The 24,279-nt window shown below is 69.0% G+C and carries 17 protein-coding genes; 9 read left to right on the top strand and 8 right to left on the bottom strand.

Going from position 1 to position 24,279, the window contains the following annotated elements; genetic code table 11:
• Nucleotides 1-37 precede the first annotated feature (37 nt).
• Nucleotides 38-2,260 (top strand): NAD-dependent DNA ligase LigA, encoded by a 2,223-nt coding sequence (gene ligA, locus A3M1_RS0104535; RefSeq protein WP_018387775.1) that lies wholly within the window; start codon nucleotides 38-40, stop codon nucleotides 2,258-2,260.
• 29 nt (nucleotides 2,261-2,289) lie between these two features.
• Entirely contained in the window at nucleotides 2,290-2,847 is a 558-nt protein-coding gene (locus A3M1_RS0104530) for a cysteine hydrolase family protein (protein ID WP_018387774.1), read from the top strand.
• Between the two features lie 71 nt (nucleotides 2,848-2,918).
• On the opposite strand, the gene A3M1_RS25760 is transcribed toward A3M1_RS0104530, so the two are convergent.
• The 3 genes from A3M1_RS25760 to A3M1_RS0104515 form a co-directional block, all read right to left on the bottom strand.
• Nucleotides 2,919-3,071: a DUF3309 domain-containing protein gene (locus A3M1_RS25760; protein WP_018387773.1), complete on the bottom strand. Its 153-nt coding sequence runs from the start codon at nucleotides 3,069-3,071 to the stop codon at nucleotides 2,919-2,921.
• A gap of 106 nt (nucleotides 3,072-3,177) precedes the next feature.
• Entirely contained in the window at nucleotides 3,178-5,010 is a 1,833-nt protein-coding gene (locus A3M1_RS0104520; protein ID WP_018387772.1) for an aminopeptidase P family protein, read from the bottom strand.
• Between the two features lie 156 nt (nucleotides 5,011-5,166).
• Complete coding sequence (locus tag A3M1_RS0104515; RefSeq protein WP_018387771.1) at nucleotides 5,167-6,516, bottom strand: aspartate aminotransferase family protein; 1,350 nt, start codon at nucleotides 6,514-6,516, stop codon at nucleotides 5,167-5,169.
• A gap of 101 nt (nucleotides 6,517-6,617) precedes the next feature.
• On the opposite strand from A3M1_RS0104515, the gene A3M1_RS0104510 reads away from it, so the two are divergent.
• The 3 genes from A3M1_RS0104510 (at nucleotide 6,618) to A3M1_RS0104500 (ending at nucleotide 11,082) form a co-directional block, all read left to right on the top strand.
• Nucleotides 6,618-7,490: a LysR family transcriptional regulator gene (locus A3M1_RS0104510; protein WP_018387770.1), complete on the top strand. Its 873-nt coding sequence runs from the start codon at nucleotides 6,618-6,620 to the stop codon at nucleotides 7,488-7,490.
• Between the two features lie 75 nt (nucleotides 7,491-7,565).
• The gene (locus A3M1_RS0104505; RefSeq protein ID WP_198291119.1) at nucleotides 7,566-10,052 is read left to right on the top strand and encodes an ATP-dependent helicase; all 2,487 of its coding nucleotides are present in this window, start codon (nucleotides 7,566-7,568) and stop codon (nucleotides 10,050-10,052) included.
• 97 nt (nucleotides 10,053-10,149) lie between these two features.
• Nucleotides 10,150-11,082, top strand: coding sequence for a 50S ribosomal protein L11 methyltransferase (locus tag A3M1_RS0104500; protein ID WP_018387768.1), 933 nt, complete (start codon nucleotides 10,150-10,152; stop codon nucleotides 11,080-11,082).
• Between the two features lie 30 nt (nucleotides 11,083-11,112).
• On the opposite strand, the gene A3M1_RS0104495 is transcribed toward A3M1_RS0104500, so the two are convergent.
• Nucleotides 11,113-11,625: a thioesterase family protein gene (locus A3M1_RS0104495; RefSeq protein ID WP_018387767.1), complete on the bottom strand. Its 513-nt coding sequence runs from the start codon at nucleotides 11,623-11,625 to the stop codon at nucleotides 11,113-11,115.
• Nucleotides 11,626-11,879: 254 nt separating this feature from the next.
• Between A3M1_RS0104495 and A3M1_RS0104490 the strand changes: the two genes are divergently transcribed.
• Together A3M1_RS0104490 and A3M1_RS0104485 are read left to right on the top strand one after the other, a co-directional pair.
• Nucleotides 11,880-13,295, top strand: coding sequence for an FAD-linked oxidase C-terminal domain-containing protein (locus A3M1_RS0104490; RefSeq protein WP_026221137.1), 1,416 nt, complete (start codon nucleotides 11,880-11,882; stop codon nucleotides 13,293-13,295).
• Nucleotides 13,296-13,468: 173 nt separating this feature from the next.
• Nucleotides 13,469-17,095: an AsmA family protein gene (locus A3M1_RS0104485; RefSeq protein ID WP_018387765.1), complete on the top strand. Its 3,627-nt coding sequence runs from the start codon at nucleotides 13,469-13,471 to the stop codon at nucleotides 17,093-17,095.
• Nucleotides 17,096-17,130: 35 nt separating this feature from the next.
• Here the strand turns inward: A3M1_RS0104485 and serB are convergent, their stop codons facing one another.
• Complete coding sequence (gene serB / locus A3M1_RS0104480; protein ID WP_018387764.1) at nucleotides 17,131-18,024, bottom strand: phosphoserine phosphatase SerB; 894 nt, start codon at nucleotides 18,022-18,024, stop codon at nucleotides 17,131-17,133.
• 50 nt (nucleotides 18,025-18,074) lie between these two features.
• Here serB and miaA point away from each other — a divergent pair, with 50 nt between their 5' ends.
• Complete coding sequence (gene miaA / locus A3M1_RS0104475) at nucleotides 18,075-19,025, top strand: tRNA (adenosine(37)-N6)-dimethylallyltransferase MiaA (RefSeq protein WP_018387763.1); 951 nt, start codon at nucleotides 18,075-18,077, stop codon at nucleotides 19,023-19,025.
• Between the two features lie 4 nt (nucleotides 19,026-19,029).
• Here miaA and A3M1_RS0104470 read toward each other — a convergent pair whose 3' ends face one another.
• The 3 genes from A3M1_RS0104470 to purE all read right to left on the bottom strand — a co-directional run bounded on the left by A3M1_RS0104470 (nucleotide 19,030) and on the right by purE (nucleotide 21,740).
• Complete coding sequence (locus A3M1_RS0104470) at nucleotides 19,030-20,001, bottom strand: sulfite oxidase heme-binding subunit YedZ (protein WP_018387762.1); 972 nt, start codon at nucleotides 19,999-20,001, stop codon at nucleotides 19,030-19,032.
• A 141-nt stretch (nucleotides 20,002-20,142) separates the two neighbouring features.
• Nucleotides 20,143-21,234 carry a 5-(carboxyamino)imidazole ribonucleotide synthase gene (locus tag A3M1_RS0104465; RefSeq protein WP_018387761.1) on the bottom strand — a complete coding sequence of 364 codons (1,092 nt, stop codon included), beginning with the start codon at nucleotides 21,232-21,234 and terminating at the stop codon, nucleotides 20,143-20,145.
• Nucleotides 21,231-21,740 (bottom strand): 5-(carboxyamino)imidazole ribonucleotide mutase, encoded by a 510-nt coding sequence (gene purE, locus A3M1_RS0104460; protein WP_018387760.1) that lies wholly within the window; start codon nucleotides 21,738-21,740, stop codon nucleotides 21,231-21,233. Before purE ends, A3M1_RS0104465 begins: the two co-directional genes overlap by 4 nt.
• Nucleotides 21,741-22,037: 297 nt before the next feature.
• On the opposite strand from purE, the gene A3M1_RS0104455 reads away from it, so the two are divergent.
• Entirely contained in the window at nucleotides 22,038-24,134 is a 2,097-nt protein-coding gene (locus A3M1_RS0104455) for a murein L,D-transpeptidase (RefSeq protein ID WP_245261566.1), read from the top strand.
• The last annotated feature ends 145 nt before the right edge of the window (nucleotides 24,135-24,279 follow it).

Genomic DNA, 24,279 nt, shown 5'->3' with positions numbered 1-24,279 from the left:
CTGGAAAAGGGAGAGGGCCCCGGCGGTGCCCCCGCCCATGCCTGCGGTGAATGCCATGTCGCGATCCCTGACGCCTTCCTCCGCCACGCCGGGCGACGAGCGGCCCTATGATGCCGGGCCGGTGGATGTGACGGCGCTGACCGCCGATGAGGCGGCTCGCGCGCATGCGCGGCTGGGCGAGGAGATCGCCGGCCATGACCGGCGCTACTACCAGGATGACGCGCCCACCGTCTCCGATGCCGAGTACGACGCGCTGCGCCGGCGCTATGAGGCGATCGAGGCGCAGTTTCCCGAGCTGCGCGGCATGGACAGTCTCTCGGAAAAAGTGGGCGCGGCGCCCGCCGCCAAATTCGCCAAGGTGCGCCACGCCGTGCCCATGCTCTCGCTCGGCAATGCCTTCGCCGACGAGGAGGTGGAGGAGTTCGTCGCACGGGTGCGCCGCTTCCTCGGCCTTGCCACGGATGCAGGCCTCACCTTCACCGCCGAGCCGAAGATCGACGGTCTGTCCTGCTCCCTGCGCTATGAGAACGGCGTGTTCACGCAGGCGGCGACGCGCGGCGACGGCTTCGAGGGCGAGGACGTGACCGCCAATGTCCGCACCATCGGCGAGATCCCGCAGCGGCTGAAGGGTGATGATGTCCCCGCCGTGTTCGAGGTGCGGGGCGAGGTCTATATGGGCCACGACGCCTTTGCGGCCATCAATGAACGCCAGCAGGAGGCGGGCAAGCCGGTCTTCGCCAATCCGCGCAACGCAGCGGCGGGCAGCCTGCGCCAGCTCGACCCGAAGATCACCGCCAGCCGGCCGCTGCGCTTCTTCGCCTATGCCTGGGGCGAGGTGAGCGAAGGCGGGCTTCCCGCCGACACCCAATTCGGCGTGATCGAGGCGTTCGCGCGCTGGGGCCTGCCGACCAACCCGCTGACCGTGCGCTGCCCTTCGGCGGCGGAACTGCTGGCGCACTACCGGATGATTGGCGAGCAACGGGCGACGCTGGGCTACGACATTGACGGTGTCGTCTACAAGGTCGACAGCCTCGCTTTGCAGGCACGACTCGGCTTTGTCTCGCGCTCGCCGCGCTGGGCGCTGGCGCATAAATTCCCCGCGCAGCGGGCGATCACCCGGCTGGAGCGCATCGAAATCCAGGTCGGGCGCACCGGCGCGCTGACTCCGGTCGCCAAGCTCACCCCGGTGACGGTGGGCGGCGTGGTGGTCTCCAACGCCTCGTTGCACAATGAGGATTATATTCGCGGCATCGGTGGCAATGGCGAGCCGATCCGGGGCGGGGTGGACATCCGCGAGGGCGACTGGGTGGTGATCCAGCGCGCCGGCGACGTGATCCCGCAGGTGGTCAGCGTGGAGCTGGACCGCCGGCCGGCCGAGGCAAAAAGGTATGAGTTTCCCACGCTCTGCCCCGCCTGCGGCTCGCATGCGGTGCGCGAGGAGGGCGAGGTGGTGCGCCGCTGCACTGGCGGGCTGATCTGCCCGGCGCAGGCGGTGGAGCGCATCCGCCATTTCGTCTCGCGCGACGCCTTCGATATCGAGGGGTTGGGTGAGAAGCAGGTGCAGGCCTTCTTTGAGGCCGGGCTGGTGAAGCAGCCGGCCGACATCTTCACGCTGGAGGCGCGCGATTCCGCGCCCGGCGCGCTCACAAGGCTGAAGAAACGCGATGGCTGGGGGGAAACGTCGGCCAAAAATCTGTTCGCGGCGATCGCGTCGCGCCGTCAGGTGCCGGTGAACCGCTTCCTCTACGCGCTCGGCATCCGTCATGTCGGCGAGACCAACGCGAAGCGACTGCTGCGCCATTTCCCCACCATCGAGGCGCTGCGCGAGACCGCGCTGGCGGCGCTGCCGCCGGGCGAGGCGCATCCCAAGGGCAATGAGGCCTGGGCCGAACTCGTGGGCATCGAAGGTATCGGCGCGGTCGTGGCGGAGGCGGTGGTCGATTTCTTCGGCGAGCCGAACAACCAGGCCGCCGTGGAGGCGCTGCTGCGCGAGGTGACGCCTGAGCCGATGGAGGCGATCGCTAGCGCTGGCGCGGTATCCGGCAAGACGGTGGTGTTTACCGGCGCGCTGGAGAAGATGACCCGCGACGAAGCCAAGGCCATGGCCGAGCGGCTGGGCGCCAAGGTGGCGGGCTCGGTGTCGAAGAAGACCGATTATGTCGTCGCCGGGGCCGATGCGGGTTCCAAGCTCGCCAAAGCGCGCGATCTCGGCGTAGCTGTTCTGACCGAAGACGAGTGGCTGGCGCTGGTGGCTGGCTGAAGGCGGCGAGACCGCGAGAGGGAAAGCACATGACCACGACGGCCCTGCTGATCATCGACTTGCAGAACGACTATTTCCCCGGTGGCCGCTATCCGCTGGACGGCACTGAGGTGGCCGCCGTGAAGGCGGGTGAACTGCTCGCGCTCGCCCGTGAGCAGGGCACGAACGTGGTGCATGTGCGTCATGAAATGGTGGGAGAGGACGCCCCGTTCTTCGCGCGCGGCACGCAGGGGGCGGAGATACATCCCAGCCTTGCGCCGTTGGAGGGGGAGGCGGTCGTGGTCAAGGAAGCGGTAAATGCCTTCCTGAACACCGATCTCGACGCGCTGCTGCGCGGGCGCGGCATCACACGACTGGTGATCGTGGGGGCGATGAGCCACATGTGCGTGGACGCGGCGAGCCGGGCGGCGCTCGATCTCGGCTATGAAGTGACGCTCGCCCATGACGCGACAGCTACCCTGCCGCTGTCCTTCGGCGGCACTGATGTGCCCGCGCCGTCCGTTCAGGCGGCGATGATGGCGGCGCTGGAATTCGCCGGGGCGGCCGTGGTCACGGCGAAGGACGCCGCGGCAGCGCTTCGCGCCTGAGCCGATCACACCACATGAAAAAGCCGCCGCGGGGGGAGACGCGGCGGCTTTTCCGGTTCGGCGCGCGACGGTCAGAGGCGGCCGGTAAGCATCATCACGATCAGGATCACCAGCAGAATGGTGACGAGGCCGCTCGGGCCATAGCCCCAATTGCGGCTGTAACCCCAACTCGGCAGGGCGCCGACAAGGATCAGGATCAGAATTACAATCAGAATAGTCGTCATCGCCGAGTCTCCAGCCGTCCCGTTACATTGGTCGCTGGGATAACGTCGTTGCGAGGCGATGGTTCCATTGAACCATTCTTGTCCTGTCGGGCGCTGAAACGGGCCGTCAGACCGCCAGCGGCGCGGTGGCGGCCTCCAGCCAGGTGCGGGTCGCCTCATCCACCAGCGGGCCGATCTCGGCGCGCACGCGCGCATGATAGGCGTCGAGCCAGGCGACCTCATCGTGTGTGAGCAGCGCCATTTCGATGCCGCGCCGGTCGAAGGGGGCGAGGGTGAGCGTCTCAAAGGCGAGCAGCGTCCGCTCCGCCCCGGGAATGACCGGACCGTCGACCACGATCTCCAGATTCTCCAGCCGGATGCCATAGGCGCCGGTCTTGTAGTAGCCGGGCTCGTTCGAGAGCACCATGCCGCGCGCCAGCGCCACCGTGCCGAGCTTGGAGATGCGCGCCGGGCCCTCATGCACCGAGAGATAGGCCCCGACGCCATGGCCGGTGCCGTGGTCGAAGTCGAGCCCCGCCGCCCACAGATGCTGGCGGGCGAAGCTGTCGAGCTGTGAGCCCGACGTGCCGAGCGGGAACACGGCGCGGGCAATGGCGATATGCCCCTTCAGCACCCGGGTGAAGCGGTCGCGCATCTCCGCGGTCGCGGTGCCGACGATGAGCGTGCGGGTAACGTCGGTGGTGCCGTCCTCATACTGCGCACCTGAATCGATGAGGAACAGCTCATCGGCACAGATTGGCCGGTTGGTCGCCTCGCTGACGCGGTAATGCACGATGGCGCCATTGGGCCCGGCGCCCGAAATGCTGGGGAAGGAAATATCCCTCAAGGCGCCGGTGTCGCGGCGGAAGCTCTCCAGCGCACAGACCGCGTCGATCTCGGTCAGTGCGCCTTTGGGTGCTTCCGAGTCGAACCAGGCGAGGAAGCGGGCGAGCGCAGCCCCGTCGCGCCGGTGCGCGGCGCGCATGCCGGAAAGCTCAGCCGCGTTTTTCGCCGCCTGCATCAGCGCCACCGGGCTCACCCCGTTTGAGGCCTTGCCGCCAGCCGCCTCGATCCGCGCCGCCAGCAGGCAAGGGGCGGTCGCCTGGTCGAGCCGGATGGTGGCGCCGCCGGCGGCCGCCATTTCCACCGCCCGCTCCAGCAGCACCGGCTCGGCGATTTCGGTAAACTGGCCGAGGGCGTCGCGCACGGCGTTGGAGAGCTTGCGCCCGTCGACGAACAGGGTCGGTCGGCCGGTGCGCGGAATAAGCGCCCAGGCGAGCGGCAGCGGGGTGAAGTTCACATCGCCGCCGCGAATGTTGAAGACCCAGGCGACCGAATGCGGATCGGAGACAACCAGCGCATCGAGCTTCTGCTCCCCAAGCGCCGCCTGCACGCGGGCGATCTTGTCGGGCGCGCTTTCGCCGGCCAGAGCCGGGTCGCGCAGAGTGACGGGGGCGAGCGGGGGCGCCGGGCGGTCATGCCACACAGCGTCGAGCGGGTTGCCGTCCACGGCCACCAGCACGCCGCCGGCGGCGGTGGCGGCACGGCGCAGCTTCTGCTCGCTCTCCACCGTGGTCAGCCACGGGTCGTAGCCGAAATGCGCACCGGCCGGCAGGTACTTCGCCAGCCAGCGGTCGGGCGCAGTCTCGGCCAGCGGAACCACGGTGAAGGAGGCGGTGTCGACCTGGGCGGCGGCCTGCAGCGTGTAGCGCCCGTCGACGATGATCGCCGCCTCGTCGCGCAGCACCAGCGCGACGCCGGCCGAGCCGGTGAAGCCGGTGAGCCAAGCGAGCCGCTCGTCGCAGGGCGGCACATATTCGTTCTGGTGCGCATCGGCGCGGGGAATGAGGAAGCCGTCCAGCCCGCGCCGCTCCAACTCCTCCCGCAGCAGCTTCAGCCGGGCGGAGCCCAGCGCAGGGGCGGCGGAGTCGGCGAAAGTCTGGAACTTGGCTTCAAACATCGGGGGCCTTGGAGCGTGCTGCACGGGTGGGATTCCGCGTGATCAGACCATGCCCGGCCCGCCGATGCCAGCGCCGTTAAACAGCCCCACGGCCTTACGCTGGGTCCGGTATCGGTCCGCCGGCTGCGCCTGCAAGGGCCGCTGCCAGCGCCCCCCTCAGCGTGTGGCGGCAGTGATGGAGTCGGAGATGATCTCCAGTCCGCGGTCGATCTCGGCTTCCGACACGGTCAGTGCCGGGGCGATGCGGAACACGCCGCCCATGCCCGGCAGCTTGACGATGTTCATGCTGAGGCCGCGCGTCATGGCCTCTTCCATCACGCGGGCGCCAAGCTCGAAGCCGGGCTCCTTGGTGCTCCGGTCGAGCACGGTTTCCAGCCCGAGCAGCAGGCCGCGCCCCCGCACATCGCCCACGCACTCATGGCGCTGCTGCAGCGAGAGGAGGCCGTCCTTGAGCCGCTGCCCGCGCGCGATCGCCTGCTGCACCAGCCCGTCGCGCTCGACCACGTCCAGCACGGTTACGCCGACGGCGGCCGGCAGCGGGTCCGAGACATGGGTGGTGTAGAACAGGAAGCCCTTCTCGAAGGCCTTTTCCTCGATGTCAGGAGCGGTCATGACGGCGGCGAGCGGCAAGCCGGCGCCGAGCGTCTTTGACAGTGTCATGATGTCCGGCGTCACGCCGTCGCGCTGGAAGGCGAACATGTCGCCGGTGCGGGCGATGCCGGTCTGCGCCTCGTCGAGGATGAGCAGCATGCCGCGCTCCTCGCATTTGCGCTTCAGCGCCCGGAGGTAGCCCGGCGGCAGTTCGAGAATGCCGCCGCTCGACAGGATCGGCTCGGCGATGAAGGCGGCCAGCGCCCCGGTGGACTGGCGGTCGATCAGGGAAAACGCGTCGTCCAGCTCGGTCTGCCAGTCATTGGAGCCGTCCAGATGGGTGAAGCGCGGGCGGTAGGAGTTCGGCGCCGGAATGACGAAGGAGCCGGGCGAAACCGGCCCATAGCCTCGGCGGCCGGCGCTATAGGTGGCGGCTGCCGCCGCGCCGGTCATGCCGTGCCAGCTCTGGGCGAAGGCGACGATTTCGTGCCCGCCGGTGACGAGCTTGGCCATGCGGATGGCGGCTTCGTTCGATTCCGCCCCGGTGGAGAGCAGTTGCACCCGCTCCAGCCCCGGCGCCAGCGTGGCGAGGCGCGAGGCGAGTTCGACCACGGGGCGCGAGAGCATGCCGGAGAACAGATGGGCGACGCGGCGCATTTGCCGTTCGACGGTTGCCACGATGTCGGGGTGGGTGTGGCCGAGCACGGCGCTCATCTGGCCGGAGGTGAAGTCGAGAATGCCACGCCCGTCGGCATCATAGACGAAGCTGCCCTCCGCCCGCTCGACGATGATGGATTCGAAGCTCGGCCCGTAGCGGGTGAGGTGAGTGTCGGCGGCTGCCCAGAAGGCGGGATCGGCGTTCAGCGATACGGCGTTCTGCGGCTCGGCACTCAGCGGCTCGGCGTTCAACGACATCGGATCACCCTCGATTGGCCATGGAGAAACAGCTATCGAGCCTTGCCTGCGCAAGCAAACTGATATTGTTTCATTCTGATATCGATAAAATTGATACCTGGATGACCCTCATCCCAGACCTCGACCTCGCCTTGCTCCGCAGCTTCACCGTGGTGGCGCGCACGGGGTCGATCAGCGGCGCCTGCCTGCAGATCGGCCGCACCCAATCGGCGCTGAGCATGCAGATGCACCGGCTGGAAAGTGCCCTCGGCCAGCCGCTCCTGCACCGCAGCGGCTCGGGCGTCCGCCTCACCACGGCGGGCGAGAAACTGCTGGTACATGCCGACGCCCTGCTCGCCCGCCATGACGAGATCCTCGCCGACATGGTGGGGACAGGGCTGCGCGGCTCTGTGAGCTTCGGCTGCCCGGAGGATTACTCGGCCGCCTTCCTGCCGGAGCTTCTGCGCGGCTTCTGCGCCCTCCACCCCGATGTCGAATTGCGCATGGTGTGTGCGCCGACGCTGGAACTGCGCCCGCTGCTGCATCGGCGGCAGATCGAGATGGCGCTGGTCTCGGTTCCCGACCCCGCGGGGAGCGAGGTGATCCGGCAGGCGGACTTCGTCTGGGTCGGCGATTCCCCCGCGCCGTCGGTGCTCGCCCACCCAAGCCTGCCGCTGGCGCTGTCGGCGCCGCTGACGCTGGATTACCGCGCCGCCTGCGCGGCGATGGAGGCGATCGGCCGACGCTACCGCGTGGCCTTCGCCAGCAACAGCCTCACCGGCCTGATCGCCATCGCCCGCTCCGGCCAGGCGATCAGCGTGCTGACCCGGATGGCGGTGCCGCCGGACCTGCACATCGTTTCGCAGGGCATGCCGGCGCTTCCCAGCATCGGCATCGCGCTGGACTATGCCGATCCCAGCCCCTCGCTGGCGGCGCGGGCGCTGGGCGCGCATATAGGGGCCGCGCTGCCGGCGCTGCGCTATCGCGCGGGCTGAAATTCCCGCTCGTGCGCCGCGCCCTCGCCAAACGGGCATGCCGATGCCATTTTGTTCCGCCAAGAATCATCCATCATGACTGAGAGCAGGCCTTTGGCCGATCCCCGAAACACCCCGGATGGCGACCCGTCCGACTTCCCCTTCGACCTGCCGGCCGCCACGCCGCGCCCCGGCGGCATAGCCGCGCGTGCGGCGGCGCTTGCCAATCCGGGCCATGGCGCGCAAGGGCGCGGCGTCTATCTCGACGGGCTGAACCCCGAGCAGCGTCAGGCGGTTGAAGCCACCGAGGGCCCGGTCCTCGTGCTTGCCGGCGCCGGCACCGGCAAGACGCGGGTGCTGACCACGCGCATCGCCCACATCCTCTCGTTAGGCCTCGCCTGGCCCTCGCAGATCCTCGCCGTCACCTTCACCAACAAGGCGGCGCGGGAAATGAAGGACCGCATCGGTGCCATGGTCGGGGAGCAGGTGGAAGGCATGCCCTGGCTCGGCACCTTCCACTCCATCGGCGTGCGGATGTTGCGCCGGCATGCCGAGCTGGTGGGGCTGCGCTCCAGCTTCACCATTCTCGACACCGATGACCAGATCCGGCTGTTGAAGCAACTGCTTCAGGCGGAGAACATAGACGAGAAGCGCTGGCCGGCACGGCTGCTCGCCAACACCATCGACGGCTGGAAGAATCGCGGCCTCGGCCCGGCGCAGGTGCCAGCCGGCGAGGGCTCGGCCTTCGCCAATGGTCGGGGCGGGGCGTTCTACGCCGCCTATCAGGCGCGGCTTAAGGCGCTGAACGCGGTGGATTTCGGCGATTTGCTGCTCGAGAGCATCCGCCTGCTGCGCGAAAATCCGGACGTGCTGGCCGAATATCACCGCCGCTTCCGCTACATTCTCGTCGACGAGTACCAGGACACCAACGTCGCGCAGTATCTTTGGCTGCGTCTGCTGGCAGCGGGGTCGCGCAATGTGTGCTGTGTCGGCGACGACGACCAGTCGATCTATGGCTGGCGCGGGGCGGAGGTGGACAACATCCTGCGCTTCGACAGTGATTTTCCCGGCGCCACAGTGGTGCGGCTGGAGCGCAATTACCGGTCCACCGGTCACATCCTCGGCGCGGCGGCGCACCTCATCGCCCACAATGCCGGGCGGCTCGGCAAGACGCTGTTCTCCGAAGGCGAGAGCGGCGAGAAGGTGACGGTGACGGGCGCCTGGGACAGCCAGGAAGAGGCCCGCGCCATCGGCGAGGAGATCGAGCAGCTGCAGCGCGCCGGCCATGCGCTGGCGCAGGTCGCCATTCTCGTGCGCGCCTCGTTCCAGATGCGCGAATTTGAAGAACGCTTCGTCACGCTGGGGCTGAACTACCGCGTCATCGGCGGTCCCCGCTTTTATGAGCGGGCGGAAATCCGCGATGCGCTGGCCTATCTCAGGGTCATCGCCTCGCCCACCGACGACCTCGCCTTCGAGCGCATCGTAAATGTGCCCAAGCGCGGGCTCGGCGACGTGGCCCTGCGGCAGATCCACGACCACGCCCGCGCCGCGCAGCTGCCGCTGAGCGAGGCCGCGCGCGAACTGGTTGCGAGCGAGGAGCTGAAGCCGAAGGTGCGCTTGACCCTGCGCGATCTCGTCGGCTCGTTCGACCGCTGGCGGGAGCAGATGGCCACCATGCGCCATCACGAGCTGGCAGAGATCGTGCTGGATGAATCTGGCTACACCGAGATGTGGCAGAAGGACCGTTCGGCCGATGCGCAGGGCCGGCTGGACAACCTCAAGGAACTCGTCCGCTCGATGGAGCCGTTCGAGAATCTCATCGGCTTCCTCGAGCATATTTCGCTGGTGATGGATGTCGATCGGGGCAATGGCGGCGATGCCGTCAACATCATGACGCTGCACTCGGCCAAGGGTCTGGAATTCGAGACCGTATTCCTGCCCGGCTGGGAGGAGGGCGTGTTCCCCAACCAGCGGGCGCTGGACGAGCAGGGCCGCGCCGGGCTGGAGGAGGAACGCCGCCTCGCCTATGTCGGCATCACCCGGGCACGGCGCCGGGCCAAGGTGTTCTTCGCCTCCAACCGGCGCATCCACGGGCAGTGGCAGTCCGCCGTGCCAAGCCGCTTCCTCGACGAATTGTCGGAGAAGGATGTGGAGGTGACGGAATCGCGCGGCGGCCAGGGCTGGGGTGGCGGCCAGTCGGGTCGCTATGGCTACGGGCCGAGCCGGTTCGACGAGGCGCAGACCTTCGGCTCCTCCTATTCCACGCCGGGCTGGCAGCGGGCGCAGAACGCCTCGCGCGGTGGCGCGAGTGCGTCGTCGGGCGGGTTTTCCGGCGGCAGCTTCACCGACAGCCGCCCCTCGCGCTTCGCCGCAAGCGAGAAGGCGCGCGGCGGGCTCGTCATCGAGGGCGAGCTCATCGCCCGCTCCACTGGCCCGGCAGCGCGCTTCGCCATCGGTGACCGGGTGTTCCACCAGAAGTTCGGCTATGGCGAGGTCGCCTCGGTGGAAGGCAACAAGCTCACCGTGCAGTTCGACAAAGCCGGAGAGAAGAAGGTGGTCGACAGCTTCGTCGAGGCAGCGTGAGGACGCTTGCCGTCTTCCCGCGCTGGCGTTCGGGCGCGTCCTCGCTTACAGAGCGCGCACGCCGCCTTGGACCGCCCGCTACCCCGTGAGGACCGCCATGCTCGAAGGATTGCCGCCCAATGGCGCGTCGCATGTGATGCGGGTGGACGCGCCCGAGCATGAGGCGCGGGCCATTGCCGAATATCTCGGCGAGAGCTTCGACCCGGCCGAGGTGGCCGCTGCCGCCTTCGAGGTGGAAAACCGCGCCGAGGGCGCCGGCTGGGCGGTCGAGGTCTATTTCGGCGACCCGCCTGATGAGGAGATGGTGCGCGAACTGGTGGCGCTCGTCTCGCCTGAGGCGGCGGCGGCAGCGGTGTTCTCGCTGCTAGACAAGAAGGATTGGGTGGCGGCGTCGCTGGAAGGGCTGGCCCCGGTCGCCATCGGCCGCTTCGTCGTCCATGGTTCGCATGATCGCGGGCGGCTGGCGCCGAGCCGGATCGGCATCGAGATCGAGGCGGCACTGGCCTTCGGCACCGGCCATCATGGCACCACCAAGGGGTGTCTCGCCGCCATCGCCGCCTATGGCAAACAACGCCGCCCGGCCCGTACGCTCGATGTCGGCACCGGCACTGGCGTTCTTGCGATGGCGGCGGCACGGCTGTTCCACGCGCCGGTGCTGGCCAGCGACATCGACCCGGTGGCGGTGACGACGGCGCGGGCCAATGCGGTGGCCAACCGCGCCGCGCCCCATATCCAGTTTCTGCACGCGCCGGGGCTGGGTGCGGGAGCATTCCGCCGCCACGGTCCTTACGACCTGATCCTCGCCAATATCCTGCTGCCGCCCCTCAAGGCGATCGCCCGCCCGCTCAGCCTGCTGCTGGCGCCCGGTGGCACGGTGGTGCTGTCGGGGCTGCTGCCCTCGCACGCCAATGCGGCACTGGCCGCCTATCGCGCACAGGGGCTGCGGCTCAAGCGTCGCCGCACCATCGAGGGCTGGACCACGCTGGAACTCGTGGCCGACCGCGGGCGCAACGAGACGCCCGCCGCCTAGCGGTGAGAGTGGTGCCGCAGCGCCGGCCGCTCAGCTCAGCCGGATCGGCATGTTGACCGGCCGTCCGAGCCCTTCCGGCACCGGCAGCGCGCCGTGGGCCGCCTTCATCAGCGCCAGCCGCTCCAGTACCTCGTCGGGGAAAGGCACCACGCGCCGGGTGCCGGCTTCCACATGCTGGGCGATCTGCTCATAGGTCGAGGCGATCCAGCCCTCGCGGGCATGGTGCAACTCCTGGAACAGATGCATGCGCTTGTCGTCGTAATTGATGAGGCGCAGCGTGGCCCGCACCTCCTGTCCAGCGCGAAGCTCGCGCTGGAAACGCTGATGAGCCTCCATCGTGACGAAGGAGGCGCTGCGGCTTTCCACCAGATGCGGGCCAAGCCCGACCAGGAACACCGCCTCGTCGACCGCGCGGTCGAACAGCAGGCTGTAGAAGGCCGCATGCAAATGCCCGTTGTGATCGGCCCAGCCCGCGTCGACCGTCATCACGGACGACACGAAAGGCGCGAAAAATACGGGTTCGAAATCGATCCCGTCCAGCATGACACCATCCCGACCGCCGAGCGCGAGGTACCGCGCTGCCTTATTGACAAGCATTGTGCCGACATTCCGTGCAGTCGTCACCTGCCGAGATGGCAAATGAATGACTGAATTCTTGCTTCGGCGGGGTTTCAGGGTGCTTTTTGCGCGGCAACCACGCCCGCCGTGAGTCGCGGCCTGCCTTGATAAGGTATATGCCGTTGGCGCTGCCGGCTCTGCTGCCGCGTGGCGGGGGAACCAAGCTGAAGGAGAGCGGGATGGAAACCACGGTCGAGGAGCGTCCCGCGGCGCAGGCGGGCGTTGCCCCTGTGCAGGAGGTGATCGCTGCCCTTTCCGCCCATTTTGGCGAACGGCTCGCCATCGGCCGGGCGATCCGCGAACAGCACGCCAACACCATTACCTGGCTGCCGAATGAGGCACCGGACGCGGTTGTGTTCGTCGAGAGCACCGAGGAGGTGCAGAGGGTCGTGCGCGCCTGCGCGAAGCACCACGTCCCCGTGATCGCCTTCGGCACCGGATCCTCGCTGGAAGGGCAGATCAATGCCCCGCAGGGCGGCATTTCCGTCGACCTCTCGCGCATGAACCGGGTGTTGTCGGTTCATCCCGAGGACCTCGATTGCGTGGTCGAGCCGGGGGTGACGCGCAAGCAGCTGAACGAGCATCTGCGCGATGCCGGCCTGTTCTTCCCCATCGATCCTGGTGCCGATGCCTCGCTGGGCGGCATGGCCTCCACCCGCGCCTCGGGCACCAATGCGGTGCGCTATGGCACGATGAAGGACAATGTCGTCGCGCTCACCGTCGTGCTGGCCAATGGCGAGGTGATCACCACCGCGCGGCGGGCGAAGAAATCTTCGGCCGGCTACGACCTCACCCGGCTGCTGGTGGGGGCGGAGGGCACGCTCGGCATCATCACCAGTCTGACGCTGCGGCTGGCGGGCATCCCCGAGGCGATCTCCGGCGGGGTCTGCGCTTTCCCCACCATCCGCGCCGCCTGCGACGCGGTGATCCTCACCATCCAGTCCGGCCTGCCGGTGGCGCGAATCGAACTGCTGGATGAGGTGCAGGTGCGTGCCTGCAACGCCTACTCAAAGCTCGATCTCGCCGAGCAGCCGACGCTGTTCGTCGAGTTCCACGGCACGGAGGCGAGCGTTCACGAGCAAAGTGAGAGGTTTCGCGATATCGCCGCGGAATATGGTGGCGGCGGCTTCAGATGGGCGACGCGGCCCGAGGAGCGCACCCGGCTCTGGCAGGCACGGCACGACGCCTATTGGGCCTGCCTGCCCCTGAAGCCCGGCGCCAAGGCGCTGGCCACCGATGTGTGCGTCCCGCTCTCCCGCCTCGCCGACTGCGTCGACGAGACCAAGCGCGAAATAGAGGAGATGGGCATGCTGGCGCCGATCGTCGGCCATGTCGGCGATGGCAATTTCCACACCGTGACGCTGGTCGACATGAGCGACCCGCAGGATGTGGCGAAAGCGAAAGACTTCATCTCCCGCATGGTGAAGCGTTCGCTGGCCATGGGCGGCACGGCCACTGGAGAGCACGGCGTCGGACAGGGCAAGCGTGGCTATATGGAAGCCGAGCACGGTGCCGCCACGCTCGATGCGATGCGGGCGATCAAGCAGGCGCTTGACCCGCAGAACATCATGAATCCCGGCAAGATCCTGCCCTGAGAGGTGGGCGCGAGGGAAGCGGTCGAGGATCCGCCGGGGTTCTTGGTCGCCTCTGCATCAATTCGCGCCTTGCGCGCGCTGCGGAGAACGCGAAAATTATCAACAATCTAGCGTAGAGTGTTCCGGTGTCCGCCAGGCAGCGGGACGCCGGGGCCGGAAGGCCGGAGGAACGTGTGCAGAACCTGCTGTTGACGATTGCGGGCGCGATCATATTGGCCGTTGCGGCGGCCTTTGCGGCGCCGTTCGTCGTCGACTGGTCGCAATGGCGCTCGACCTTCGAGGCGCAGGCGGCTCGGACGCTGGGCGCTCCCGTCATCATCCGCGGCCCGATCGACGCGCAGATCCTGCCGACCCCGCGCGTGGTGCTGCGCGACGTGTCGATCGGTCTCGATGGCGGCGGCACCGGCATCACCGTGGCGGAGCTCTCCGGTCGGCTCAATCTGGGCGCGCTGATGCGCGGCGAGGTAGTGGCCGACCATGTCGGCCTGCTGCGCCCGCGCGCCCGGCTCGTGGTCGACACGACAGGCAAGCTCTCCCTGCCGACCGGCGCTACCCGACCGGGTGGATTCAGCATCGCCGGGCTCTCTGTCACCGAGGGCAGCTTCGAAATTCTCGACCGTGCCAATGAACGCACGCTCAAGCTCGACTTGGTCGATCTTACCGGAGAAGTCGGCGGGCCCATTGGCCCGGTCAGACTGGAGGGTGAGGCCAATGCGGCCGGCCTGCGCCGCCGGGTGCGGCTCAATCTGACGCAGTTTGCCGCCGACGGCACCGCCAAGTTACGCCTCGGGGCGCAGAATGTCGGCTCGCCGCTGAGCGTCGATGCGGACGGGGTGCTGAGCCTTGCGGGTGGGGCGCCGAGCTTTCGTGGCCGGGCGGCGCTGGTGCGCGCCGCGCCGACTCCCGCGCCTACGCCCGCCCCGGGCGGCGCCGGTGCCGACATGCTCAAGGCCTGGAGCCTGTCGGCCAAGGTGGAGGCGACGCCGCAGGCGGTTGCCGCCACCGATCTCAGCCTGACGCTCGACGCCGCTGAGCGGCCGTTGGCGCTTTCCGGTTCCGCCCGTCTGGTCGGGGCGGGGCCGGGCAACCCCGATTCGCGGCTCGACCTCACCTTGGCGGCGCGCCAGCTCGATCTCGGCGCCATGACCGGCGGCGCGACACCGCTGGCGGCAACCGACGCGCTGGCCCGCCTGCTGGCGCCGCTGGCCGATCTCGCGGTCGTCGGCTCGCTCGATCTTTCCAGCGACACCGTGCTGCTCGCCGGGTCCGCGGCGCGCGAGGTGAAAGCGGGTCTCGACTGGTCGCCCGGCGGCTGGCGCGCGCGCGCGCTGGAAGCGCGGTTGCCAGGCGGGGCGCATATCGCGCTCTCCGGAAGCCTGCCGCGCGTGGCCGCCACCGGAGATCCAAACGCCGCGCTATTCGGTGGCGGCGGGGTGCTGGAGGCGCAGGATCTGCCGGCCTTCGTCGCCTGGGCGTTGCCGCAGGCCAGCGGGCTCGTCGCCAGCCTGCCCGCCGGCGCGGCTCGGCTTTCCGCTGAGCTCAGCGTCAGCGCCGGCGGCTTCGCGCTGGACAAGATCGCTCTCTCGGCCGGGGAGAGCCGGTTCGCGGGTACGGCCGCTTATACGTTGCCACCGGCCGGCGGGCGGGGCCGGGTCGACGCGGTGCTGACGACTTCGGATGTCGATGTCGACGCGCTATTGCCGCCAATACAGCGCTTGGTGAATCTCGGTGTGGAAACGACGGATCTCAACCTTAGCCTCAGCGGCCGGCAGGTGCGTCTTGCCGGGGGCAGCGCCCAAAGCCTGGACGTCATCCTCAAGGGTGGGGCCGACGGGCTCGGCATTGAACGCCTCGCCATCGAGGATTTCGCCGGGCTCGACCTCACCGGCTCCGGCCGGCTCGCCGCGTTCGGCGGCGGCACGGCCGGCAGCGCCCGCTTCGCTGCCAAGCTCTCCGGGCCCCGTGCCGATGGCCTGCCCGGGCTGGCGGGCGCCTTCGGCTTGACCCAGATCGAACCGTTCCTTGTCGCGACGCAGGCGAGCCTCGCGCCGGTGGACCTTTCCCTTACCCTGGTGTCGCAGGCCGGTCGCACCACAATCGACGCAAATGGCCGGCTCGGCGGCCTGTCCGGCGGCGGGCAGATCGGCTTCGGCGCGGACGGCAAGCTGAGCGGGCGGGCCACGCTCGATGCGCGCGATGGCAGCGCCGTGCTCTCCGGCGTCGGCGTGCCGGGCCTTCGCCCCAATCTTGGTCCGGCCCGCCTCGCGCTAGATCTCGGTCAGCGGATCGAGGCGACGCTGGATTTTGGCGGGGCACGGCTGCGCGCAGAGGGCACGGCGGCTTTCGACGCCGCTGGCCGCCTCGACCCCGATCTCGCGCTGACTCTGGAGAGCGCTGACCTCGCGGCGTTGGTGCCGCAACTGGGAGCCTCCGCCTCCGGCACGGTGCCGGCACGGTTCACCGGAACGCTCGGCCGTGAGGGCGAGGGCTGGTGGATACGCGCGCTTTCCGGGTCGCTGGGTGCGCAGCGGCTCGACGGCGCCCTCGCTTACATGCCGGGCGAGCCGCTGCGGGCGGAGCTGGCCACGCCGCGCTGGAATGTCGCGACGGCGCTTGGGCTCGTCGTCGGCGCTTCCGGCGCCGACGAGGCGGAGGGATGGTCGCGGGCCCGCTTCGGCCCGGCGCCGCTCTCCACCCTTGCCGCCGAGCTGAAGCTTAGCGTTGGACGTTTCGATCTTCCGGGAGGACTGGCGCTCGGCGAGGCGAAGATCGTGGCACGGCTGACCGAGGGGCGGCTCGCAGTGGAGAGCGCCACCGGCACGCTGGCCGGGGGGACGTTCGCCGGCAAGTTCAACCTTGGCCGCGCGGGCGAGGCCGTGCAGTTTGACGGCCGGCTGGGACTGACCAGCGCCGAGAGCGCGGCGCTTTTTGCGGCCCTCGGTGTTACGCAGCCAAAGCTGCGCGGCCGTGTGAGCACCACGCTTGACGTCACCGGGCGGGGCAATTCGCCCTTCGCGCTCGCGAGCCAGCTGCAGGGGCAGGGCAGCCTCGCCATCGAGGGGCTGGAGGTCGACCAGAGCGACCCGAAGGCGCTGCACTATGTGATGCTGGCGACCGAGCGTGGTCCGCCGCCCGACCAGCAGCGCCTGGCGCAGCTGCTGAGCGACGGCCTGGCGCGCGCGCCGCTCAAATTGGCGCGGGTGGAGAGCGCCGTCAGCGTGGTCGACGGCGTGGCGCGCACCAGCGCCGCCCGGTTGGCGATGGGCGAGCAGCGTTTCGGGCTGAGCGGGGCGCTCGATATTCCGGCTCTGAGCTTTGAGGCGACGCTGGAGATGCAGGATGTCGCCAGCGTGGGCCTGCCCGCCGCTCCAGCTGCGGCTGTACAGTGGCGAGGCCCGCTTGCTGCGCCAGAGCGCCGTTTCGACCTGACGGCGCTGAGTACCGCGATCAACATGCGGGCGCTGGAGCGGGAAACCAGGCGGCTAGAGGCGGAATATGGCCGCACGCCGCTGACCGATGGCGGCGAGGCGACGGACGCACCGCCGGTGCGCCGGCCCGCCCCCGCCCCGCAGGCGGCGCCGCGCGCGGCTTCCCCAAATGTCGCACCGCGCCGGGTGCCGGCAACACCGGCTGCCCCGCGCGTGCCGGCTAACCCTGCGGTACCACAACCCTACTATGGGCAATATACACCGCCAGGGACATTGGCGCCGGGCAGCGCCGCGCCGCCGCTGGCCCCGCCGGTGGATATTCCCAATGACCCGCTGCGCAACCGCATCATTCTGCCGCCACTTGCGCCGTGAGGCCGGGGCGGGCCATTCGCGCCCGGCGTGCCGGTTCAGGCGTCGACGAATTCGTGGGCAGCGTATCCCTGGAGATAGAGCAGGGCGGTGAGGTCGCCATGGTCGATACGCACCTGAGCCGCTGCCGCCACGGCGGGCTTGGCGTGATAGGCGACACCGAGCCCGGCGGCGCCGATCATTGCGAGGTCATTGGCGCCGTCACCGACCGCCAGTGTCTCGGCAGGAGCGAGGCCGAGGCTGTTGCTCCATTCGACCAGCGAGGCCAACTTGGCCTCGCGGCCGAGGATCGGCTCCTCGACAAGGCCGGCGAAGCGGTCGCCATCGGCGATCAGCACATTGGCGCGGTGGTCGTCGAAGCCGATCATGTCAGCCACGCGCTCGGTGAACAGGGTGAAGCCGCCGGAAACCAGCAGCGTGCGGGTGCCGTGCGCCTTCATCGTCCGCACCAGCGTTGTGCCGCCCGAGGTGAGGCGGATGCGCTCGGCGATCACCGTGTCGACCACGGCGAGCGGCAGACCCTTCAGCAGCGCCACGCGCTCGCGCAGCGCCGGTTCGAAGGCGATCTCGCCGCGCATGGCCCGCTCGGTGATGGCGGCGACATGCGCCTTCATGCCGGCGTAATCGGCCAGTTCATCAATGCACTCCTGCCCGATCATGGTGGAATCCATATCGGCAAGAAAAAGCTTCTTGCGCCGTCCCTCGGCTGGGAGAAGCGCCACGTCAACCGGGGCGCCGACCAACGCCGCACGCAGCACCTCGATGTCGGCCGCGCCGTCATGCTCGATCTCGGCCGCGATGCCGGGATTGAGCCAGCGCGCCGCGCCGGGGGCGGGCAGGGCGGCGCGGGCACGGGTAAGCAGCGCGTCATCCACCGCAGGGGCGGCCGGGTGCGAGACGAGGACAAGGATGTGGGACAGGGATTCGGACATGGCTGCGACTGGGACCTTGCCGCCGGGCCGGCGTCGGGCAAAAAGGCAGGATGGAAACCCGGAAGAGCGAGGCGGACGTGACCGTGAGAGCTGCCCGTCCGCGCGCCGTGCTTATTGCAGGACCGACCGCGAGCGGCAAGTCGGCGCTGGCGCTAGAGCTTGCCGAGCGCACGGGCGGCGTGGTCATCAACGCCGATTCCATGCAGGTCTATCGTGACCTCCGGGTGCTCTCGGCGCGGCCAACGCCCGAAGAGGAAGCGCGGGCGCAGCACCTTCTCTATGGCCATGTCGACGGCGCCATGGAGTATTCCGTCGCGCATTGGCTGAAGGACGCGCGGGCGTCGCTGAACGCGGCGGAGGCTCAGGGCCGCCTGCCGATCTTCACCGGTGGCACCGGGCTCTATTTCAAGGCGCTGACGCAAGGGCTGTCGCCGATCCCGGCCATTCCAGCTGAGATTCGCGATGCCGTGCGCGGCCTCGATCTCGACGCACCGGCGCTGCATGCGCGGCTGGCTGCGGTGGACTCGGAGACGGCGGCGCGGCTGCGGCCTTCCGACACGCAGCGGCTGATGCGGGCGCTGGAAGTGTTCGAGGCGACGGGCCGCCCGCTGGCGCGCTGGCAGGAGGCGCCGGCGGAGGGCCCGGTCCTGCCCGCGGCCGACTGCGTGCGGCTTTTCCTCGCCACTGATCGGACGGTGTTGCGGGCCCGCATCGCCGATCGCTTTCACGCCATGATGGCGCAGGGCGCGCTGGAGGAGGCGCGGGCGCTGCTGGCACGCGGCCTGCCGGCGGACCGCACGCTGCTCAAGGCGCATGGCATGCCCTGGTTCGCTCGCCATCTCGCCGGCGAGATTCCGCTGAAGGCGGCTGTCGAGGGGGCCATTCTCGACACGCGGCACTATGCCAAGCGGCAGGAGACCTGGTTCCGCCACCAACTGGATGGCTGGACTGCGCTGCCGCGGGAAGACGCAGCGGAATTTCTGGCGCAGGCGGTCGCGTGATGCCTCAGGCCCGCGCCGCGCGCCGGGCGGGGAGGGGCCGCAGGCGCAGCACGATCTCGCTCACCACCGCGACGCCGATCCCGGCACCGGCAACCCACCAGCTTGGGCTGATGGCGTAGGTGAAGGAGAGGTTTGCGGCCAGCACTCGGCCGGGGTCGATGCCGGTGGCGGCGGCGTACCAGCCGGCCTCGATCAGCGCGGTGAGAACGCCCGAGGCTGCAGCCAGCGCCGAGAGGTTCAGAAAGCCGGTGCCGCGCCCGTAATGCTGCATCACCCGCCAGCCCATCAGCCAGACGAAGAGCCCGGTCATCAGCACCGGTTGGGTGACGTCGAGCTTCTGCTGCATGAAAAAATGCAATAGTGCGAGCGCGGTGGCGGGGTAGACCAATTGGTGCAACAGGTTCCAACGCGGCCCGCCCAGCCGTCGGATGGCGCCGTCCCACGACGTGGCCGACAGCGCGGCGAAGGCCAGCAGCGCGACGAACCCGATGGTGAGGTAGATGCGCAGCACGATCTCACTTGCCGCTGTGGCGAGGTTCCCAGTGTCGACGAGATAGACGGCAAAATGCACGCCGATGAGGAAGGCGGCGCCGAGCCCCAGCGTGCGCCGCGTAAGCAGCAGCTTGGGCCAGTTGAACAGCCGACGCGCCGGCGTGACCGCGAGCGAGACGAGCAGCAGGCGCACCGCCCAGTCGCCGACGAACAGGATGATCTGGATCAGCGGGCGCGCGCCCAGCGCCGCCTCGCCGCCCAGCGCCCCGCCGGGCGCAGAACCGCCCAAACCCGGTCCGCCGAGGCCGGGTGCGCCTAAACCTGGCGCATCCAATCCCGGGCCTCCAAGGCCGGGGGCGTCGGGGGCGGCGAAGCCGCCGCCGAGCGCCTGAGCCAGCAGCAGGCCGAGGGGGAAGAGGACGACCAGCAGCGCGCCGATCTTCTCGGGGCTGAGCTTGCCGGAATTCTCGCGCAGGAAGGGCATGGGCGGTCCGCTGGGGTCGATGACGGGGCAGTTCCCCGCCTATACGCCCGCAGCGGCGTCGGAATTTCACCGGCGCTGCGCACGATGGCGTGATGGATCGCCGCGTCATCGTGCGAAGGGAATCGGAGACAGAGCGCGCCTTCACTCCTCGAAGATGCGGGTCACATGGCCCATCTTGCGGCCTGGGCGGGCCTCGGCCTTGCCATAGAGGTGCAGATGCGCGCCGGGCTCGTCGAGAATGGCCTGCCAGTCGTCGGCCTCGTCGCCGATGAGATTGGTCATCTCGACATGGCCGAGCCGCTCCACCGCGCCCAGCGGCCAGCCCGCAATGGCCCGCACATGCTGCTCGAACTGGCTGGTGACGGCCCCGTTCAGCGTCCAGTGGCCGGAGTTGTGCACGCGCGGGGCGATTTCGTTGACGATGACCCCCTGCGCGCCGTCCACCACCACGAGGAACATTTCCACCGCGAACACGCCGACATAGCCCAGCGCCTCGCCGATGCGGCGGGCGATCTCGCGTGCCACCGCATCCACAGCCGGGGTCACGTCGGCCGGTACGGTGGAGCGGTAGAGAATGTGGTGGCGGTGCTCGTTCTCCGTGACTTCATAGGCCTTGAAGCGGCCGTCCTCGGTGCGGGCGGCGACCACCGAGACCTCGCGCTCGAACGGCACGAAGCCCTCCAGGATCGAGGGGTGGTGGCCGACCGCCTTGAAGGCGGCGGCGGCATCGTCGCCCTCTTGGATGATGACCTGGCCCTTGCCGTCATAGCCGAAGCGCCGGGTCTTCAGCACGGCTGGGCGGCCGATCTCGGCAAGCGCGGCTTCGAGCTCCGCCTCGTCCTGCGCGGCGGCGAAGGGCGCGGTCTCGATGCCGAGGCGGGAGACGAAGGTCTTTTCCTCCAGCCGGTCCTGGGTGATGCCGAGCGCCCGCGCGCCCGGATGCACCGCCACATGCCGGGAGAGGAACTCGGCAGTGTAGACCGGCACGTTCTCGAACTCGTAGGTGACGACGTCGACGGCCTTGGCGAACTGTTCCAGTGCCGCGAAGTCGTCATAGGCGGCGCGGGTGTGGGTGCCCGCGACGTCGAAGGCCGGGCTCGCCTCCTCGGGGGCGTAGATGTGCGTTTTCAGCCCGAGAGGGGCGGCGGCAAGGGCGATCATGCGGGCGAGCTGGCCGCCGCCGAGAATGCCGATCGTGTCGCCGGGGGCGAGAATACGGGAGGGGGCGCTCATTCCGGTCGCTCCGTCACGGCGGCGGTGCGCGCCGCGCGCCATGCATCCAGCCTTGCCGCCAGCGCCTCGTCGGTGAGGGCGAGTACGGCGGCGGCAAGCAGGGCGGCGTTGGTCGCTCCGGCCTTGCCGATGGCGAGCGTGCCGACCGGGATGCCGGCCGGCATCTGGACAATGGAATAGAGGCTGTCGAGGCCGGACAGCGCCTTCGATTCCACCGGCACGCCGAACACCGGAAGCGAGGTAAGCGAGGCGACCATGCCCGGCAGATGCGCGGCGCCGCCGGCGCCGGCGATGATGACCCTGGTGCCGGCTGCGCGCGCGCCCTTGGCGAAGGCGTACATGCGATCCGGCGTGCGGTGAGCCGAGACGATGCGGCACTCATGGCCGATGCCGAGCGCATCAAGCGTTTCGGCAGCATGGCGCATGGTTTCCCAGTCGGACTGGCTGCCCATGATGATGGCGACGGGTCGATTGTCGGCGGCCATCCCGGCCGTCAGGTCGCTCATTCTGTCTATCCGCACCTTTAGGGAAAGGCGGGGATTATAGGAATCGGCGCTTCGGGAGCAAGGGAAGATGACAGCCGGGCCAGGCAGAGTTTGCCGGGAGACCGGTGGCTGCCGCGAGGATATGCTTAACAGAGCCTTTACCAAGCCCCGGCAAAGTGGCGGCCGAGAGATTCCCGGAGGATCCCCCTGCCGTGTTCGTGAGTTGAACCGTCTGTGGGCTGTGGTCAGATCGTCGCCGAACCCCTGCCGGGAAAGGCGAGGCCGGTCTGTCCGGGGCGGGAACAAGCGGAGAAGTCGATGTCCGGTCGCGGCGTAACGGGTAAGGGAGAGGGGCGCGGCGCGGTTCGCCGGAGGGCGTGCGCGACGCGACTGCTGACGGTGGCGGGTCTCGCCTTCGCGACAGCCGGTACCGGCCTTTCAGCCATGGCGCAGGAAAACGGCCTGGCGCCAATGGGCCAGGCCATTGCTATTGACCGCGCTGGCGAGGGCACGGGCGACAGCCTCTCCGCTTTCAATGTCGAGGCAGCGGGATTGCTGCGCTCCGGCGAGGCGGCAGCGGCATTGCCGGCGATCGCCGCTGACGACCAGCCCTTCGATGCGGCCGATCCGCGCCGTCCCAGCCCGGCACGCAGCGCCGCGCTGGCTCTCCACAGCCCGGCCGTTCCGCTTGCCGCTGAGACGGTTGCTGCCGAGCCTGTGGCGGTGGTTCCCTCCGCCGCACCGACGGTGGGCGATGGCGCGCCCGGCCTTGGCGAAGGCACGAGCGGCGCCGCTACGGAAAGTGGTGCAGCACCCGAACCGGCTATGGCGGCTCCCGCCGTGACGGCGGGCGAATCGGCATTTTCAAAGCGCCTCGCGGAAATCGTCGCGAGCGAGCTGGCGCGCTTCGCCGCACGGTCCGCCGACCGAGAGGCGCTCACTGCCTATTACACGGCGCGGAACTTTCAGCCCGCCTTCACCGGCGAGGGTGGCCTTGCCCCGCTCGGGCAGGTCGCGCTCGACACCTTCGCCGCGGCGGGGGCGGAAGGGCTCGATCCCGCCGACTACGCGGTGGCCCCCCTGCCTGCCAATGCTGACGCGGCGCAGCTCGCCGAGACCGAGATGCGACTTGCCGCGACGACACTGCTTTATGCGCGCCACGTGCAGAGCGGCCGGTTCGATCCCAAGAGGCTGTCCAAGGATGTCGACCCGAGCCCGACCGTCCCCGATTCGGCGGCGGTCCTCGCGCGTGTCGCCGATGCGCGCGATCCGCAGGACGCACGGGCGGCCCTTGCCAGCTTCGCCCCGCAATATGACCAATACCGGCTGTTGAAGGAGCAACTGGCGCAGCTACAGGCGCAAGGGCAAGTCGTGTCCCACGCCCCCATTCCTTCCGGGCCTTCGCTGCGGCCGGGCGAGAGCGACCCACGGGTGCCGCTGCTGCGCGCCCGTCTCGGCGTCGGCGCGGATGCCGGCGCGCAAGAAGGCGACGAGTTCTATGATGACCGTCTGGTGGACGCGGTGCGTGGCTTCCAGCGCCTTGCCGGCCAGTCGGTCGACGGCATTGTCGGCCGCGGCACGCTGGCGGCGCTGAACGATTCCGGCGCTGACCCCATTCCCGACATCATCGCCAACATGGAGCGCTGGCGCTGGCTGCCGCACGAGGTCGCCCCAGCCTATGTGATTGTGAACATTCCGGAATTTATGGTCCGCATCATTGTGGACGGGAGCCCGGTGCACGAGACCCGCGTGGTGGTCGGCAAGCCGGAAACGCAGACGCCGATCCTCAGCGAGAGCATGCAATATGCGGTGTTCAACCCGTCTTGGCATGTGCCGCCGAGCATCATCCGCAACGAGATGCTGCCCAAGTTGAGGGCGGACCCCTATGCGCTGGTGCGGCAGGGCATCGATGTGGTGCGCAATGGACGGGTGATCGATCCCGGCACGGTGGACTGGCGCCGCGCCGGCACGCAGGGCTATTCGTTCCGGCAGGAGCCGGGCGAGCGCAATGCGCTGGGCCGCATGAAGTTCATGTTCCCCAACAAGCACTCGGTCTATCTGCACGACACGCCGAGTCGGGCGCTGTTTGCCCGTGATCGCCGCGCCTTCAGCCATGGCTGTGTGCGCGTGCACGAGCCAATGGAGTTCGCCGAGGCGCTGTTCACGCTCGGCCGGCCGGGCGAGGGCTGGAGCCAGCAGCGGCTGTCCCGCTTGCTCGGCGGTGACGAGAAATCGCTGCCGCTGAAAAATAAATTTCCCGTCCATCTCGTCTACTTCACCAGCTTCGTGGACGGAAACGGTCGATTGGTGACGCGCGAGGATCTCTACGGCACCAACGCCGCCACCAAATCGGCGCTGGGCCTCGGCGGAACGCGCCAATTTGCCGATCGCCGGGCGGACACGGTGCGGCGCTGAGGCGAAAAGGCAGCTCCGCACCAGCGCGCTGTGGCTCTATAGCCACGGTCGAACATAAACCGTGTCCTGATGTGGTAATCCCTCGCGAATTTGACTGTGCGGCACTCTTTTGCCACAGTGCGTTTCTAGTCCGAAAGGCAATAGG

The sequence above is a fragment of the Ancylobacter sp. FA202 genome, from assembly GCF_000380205.1.
GTDB lineage: Bacteria > Pseudomonadota > Alphaproteobacteria > Rhizobiales > Xanthobacteraceae > Ancylobacter.
This window is presented reverse-complemented; position numbering and strand designations above follow the sequence as displayed.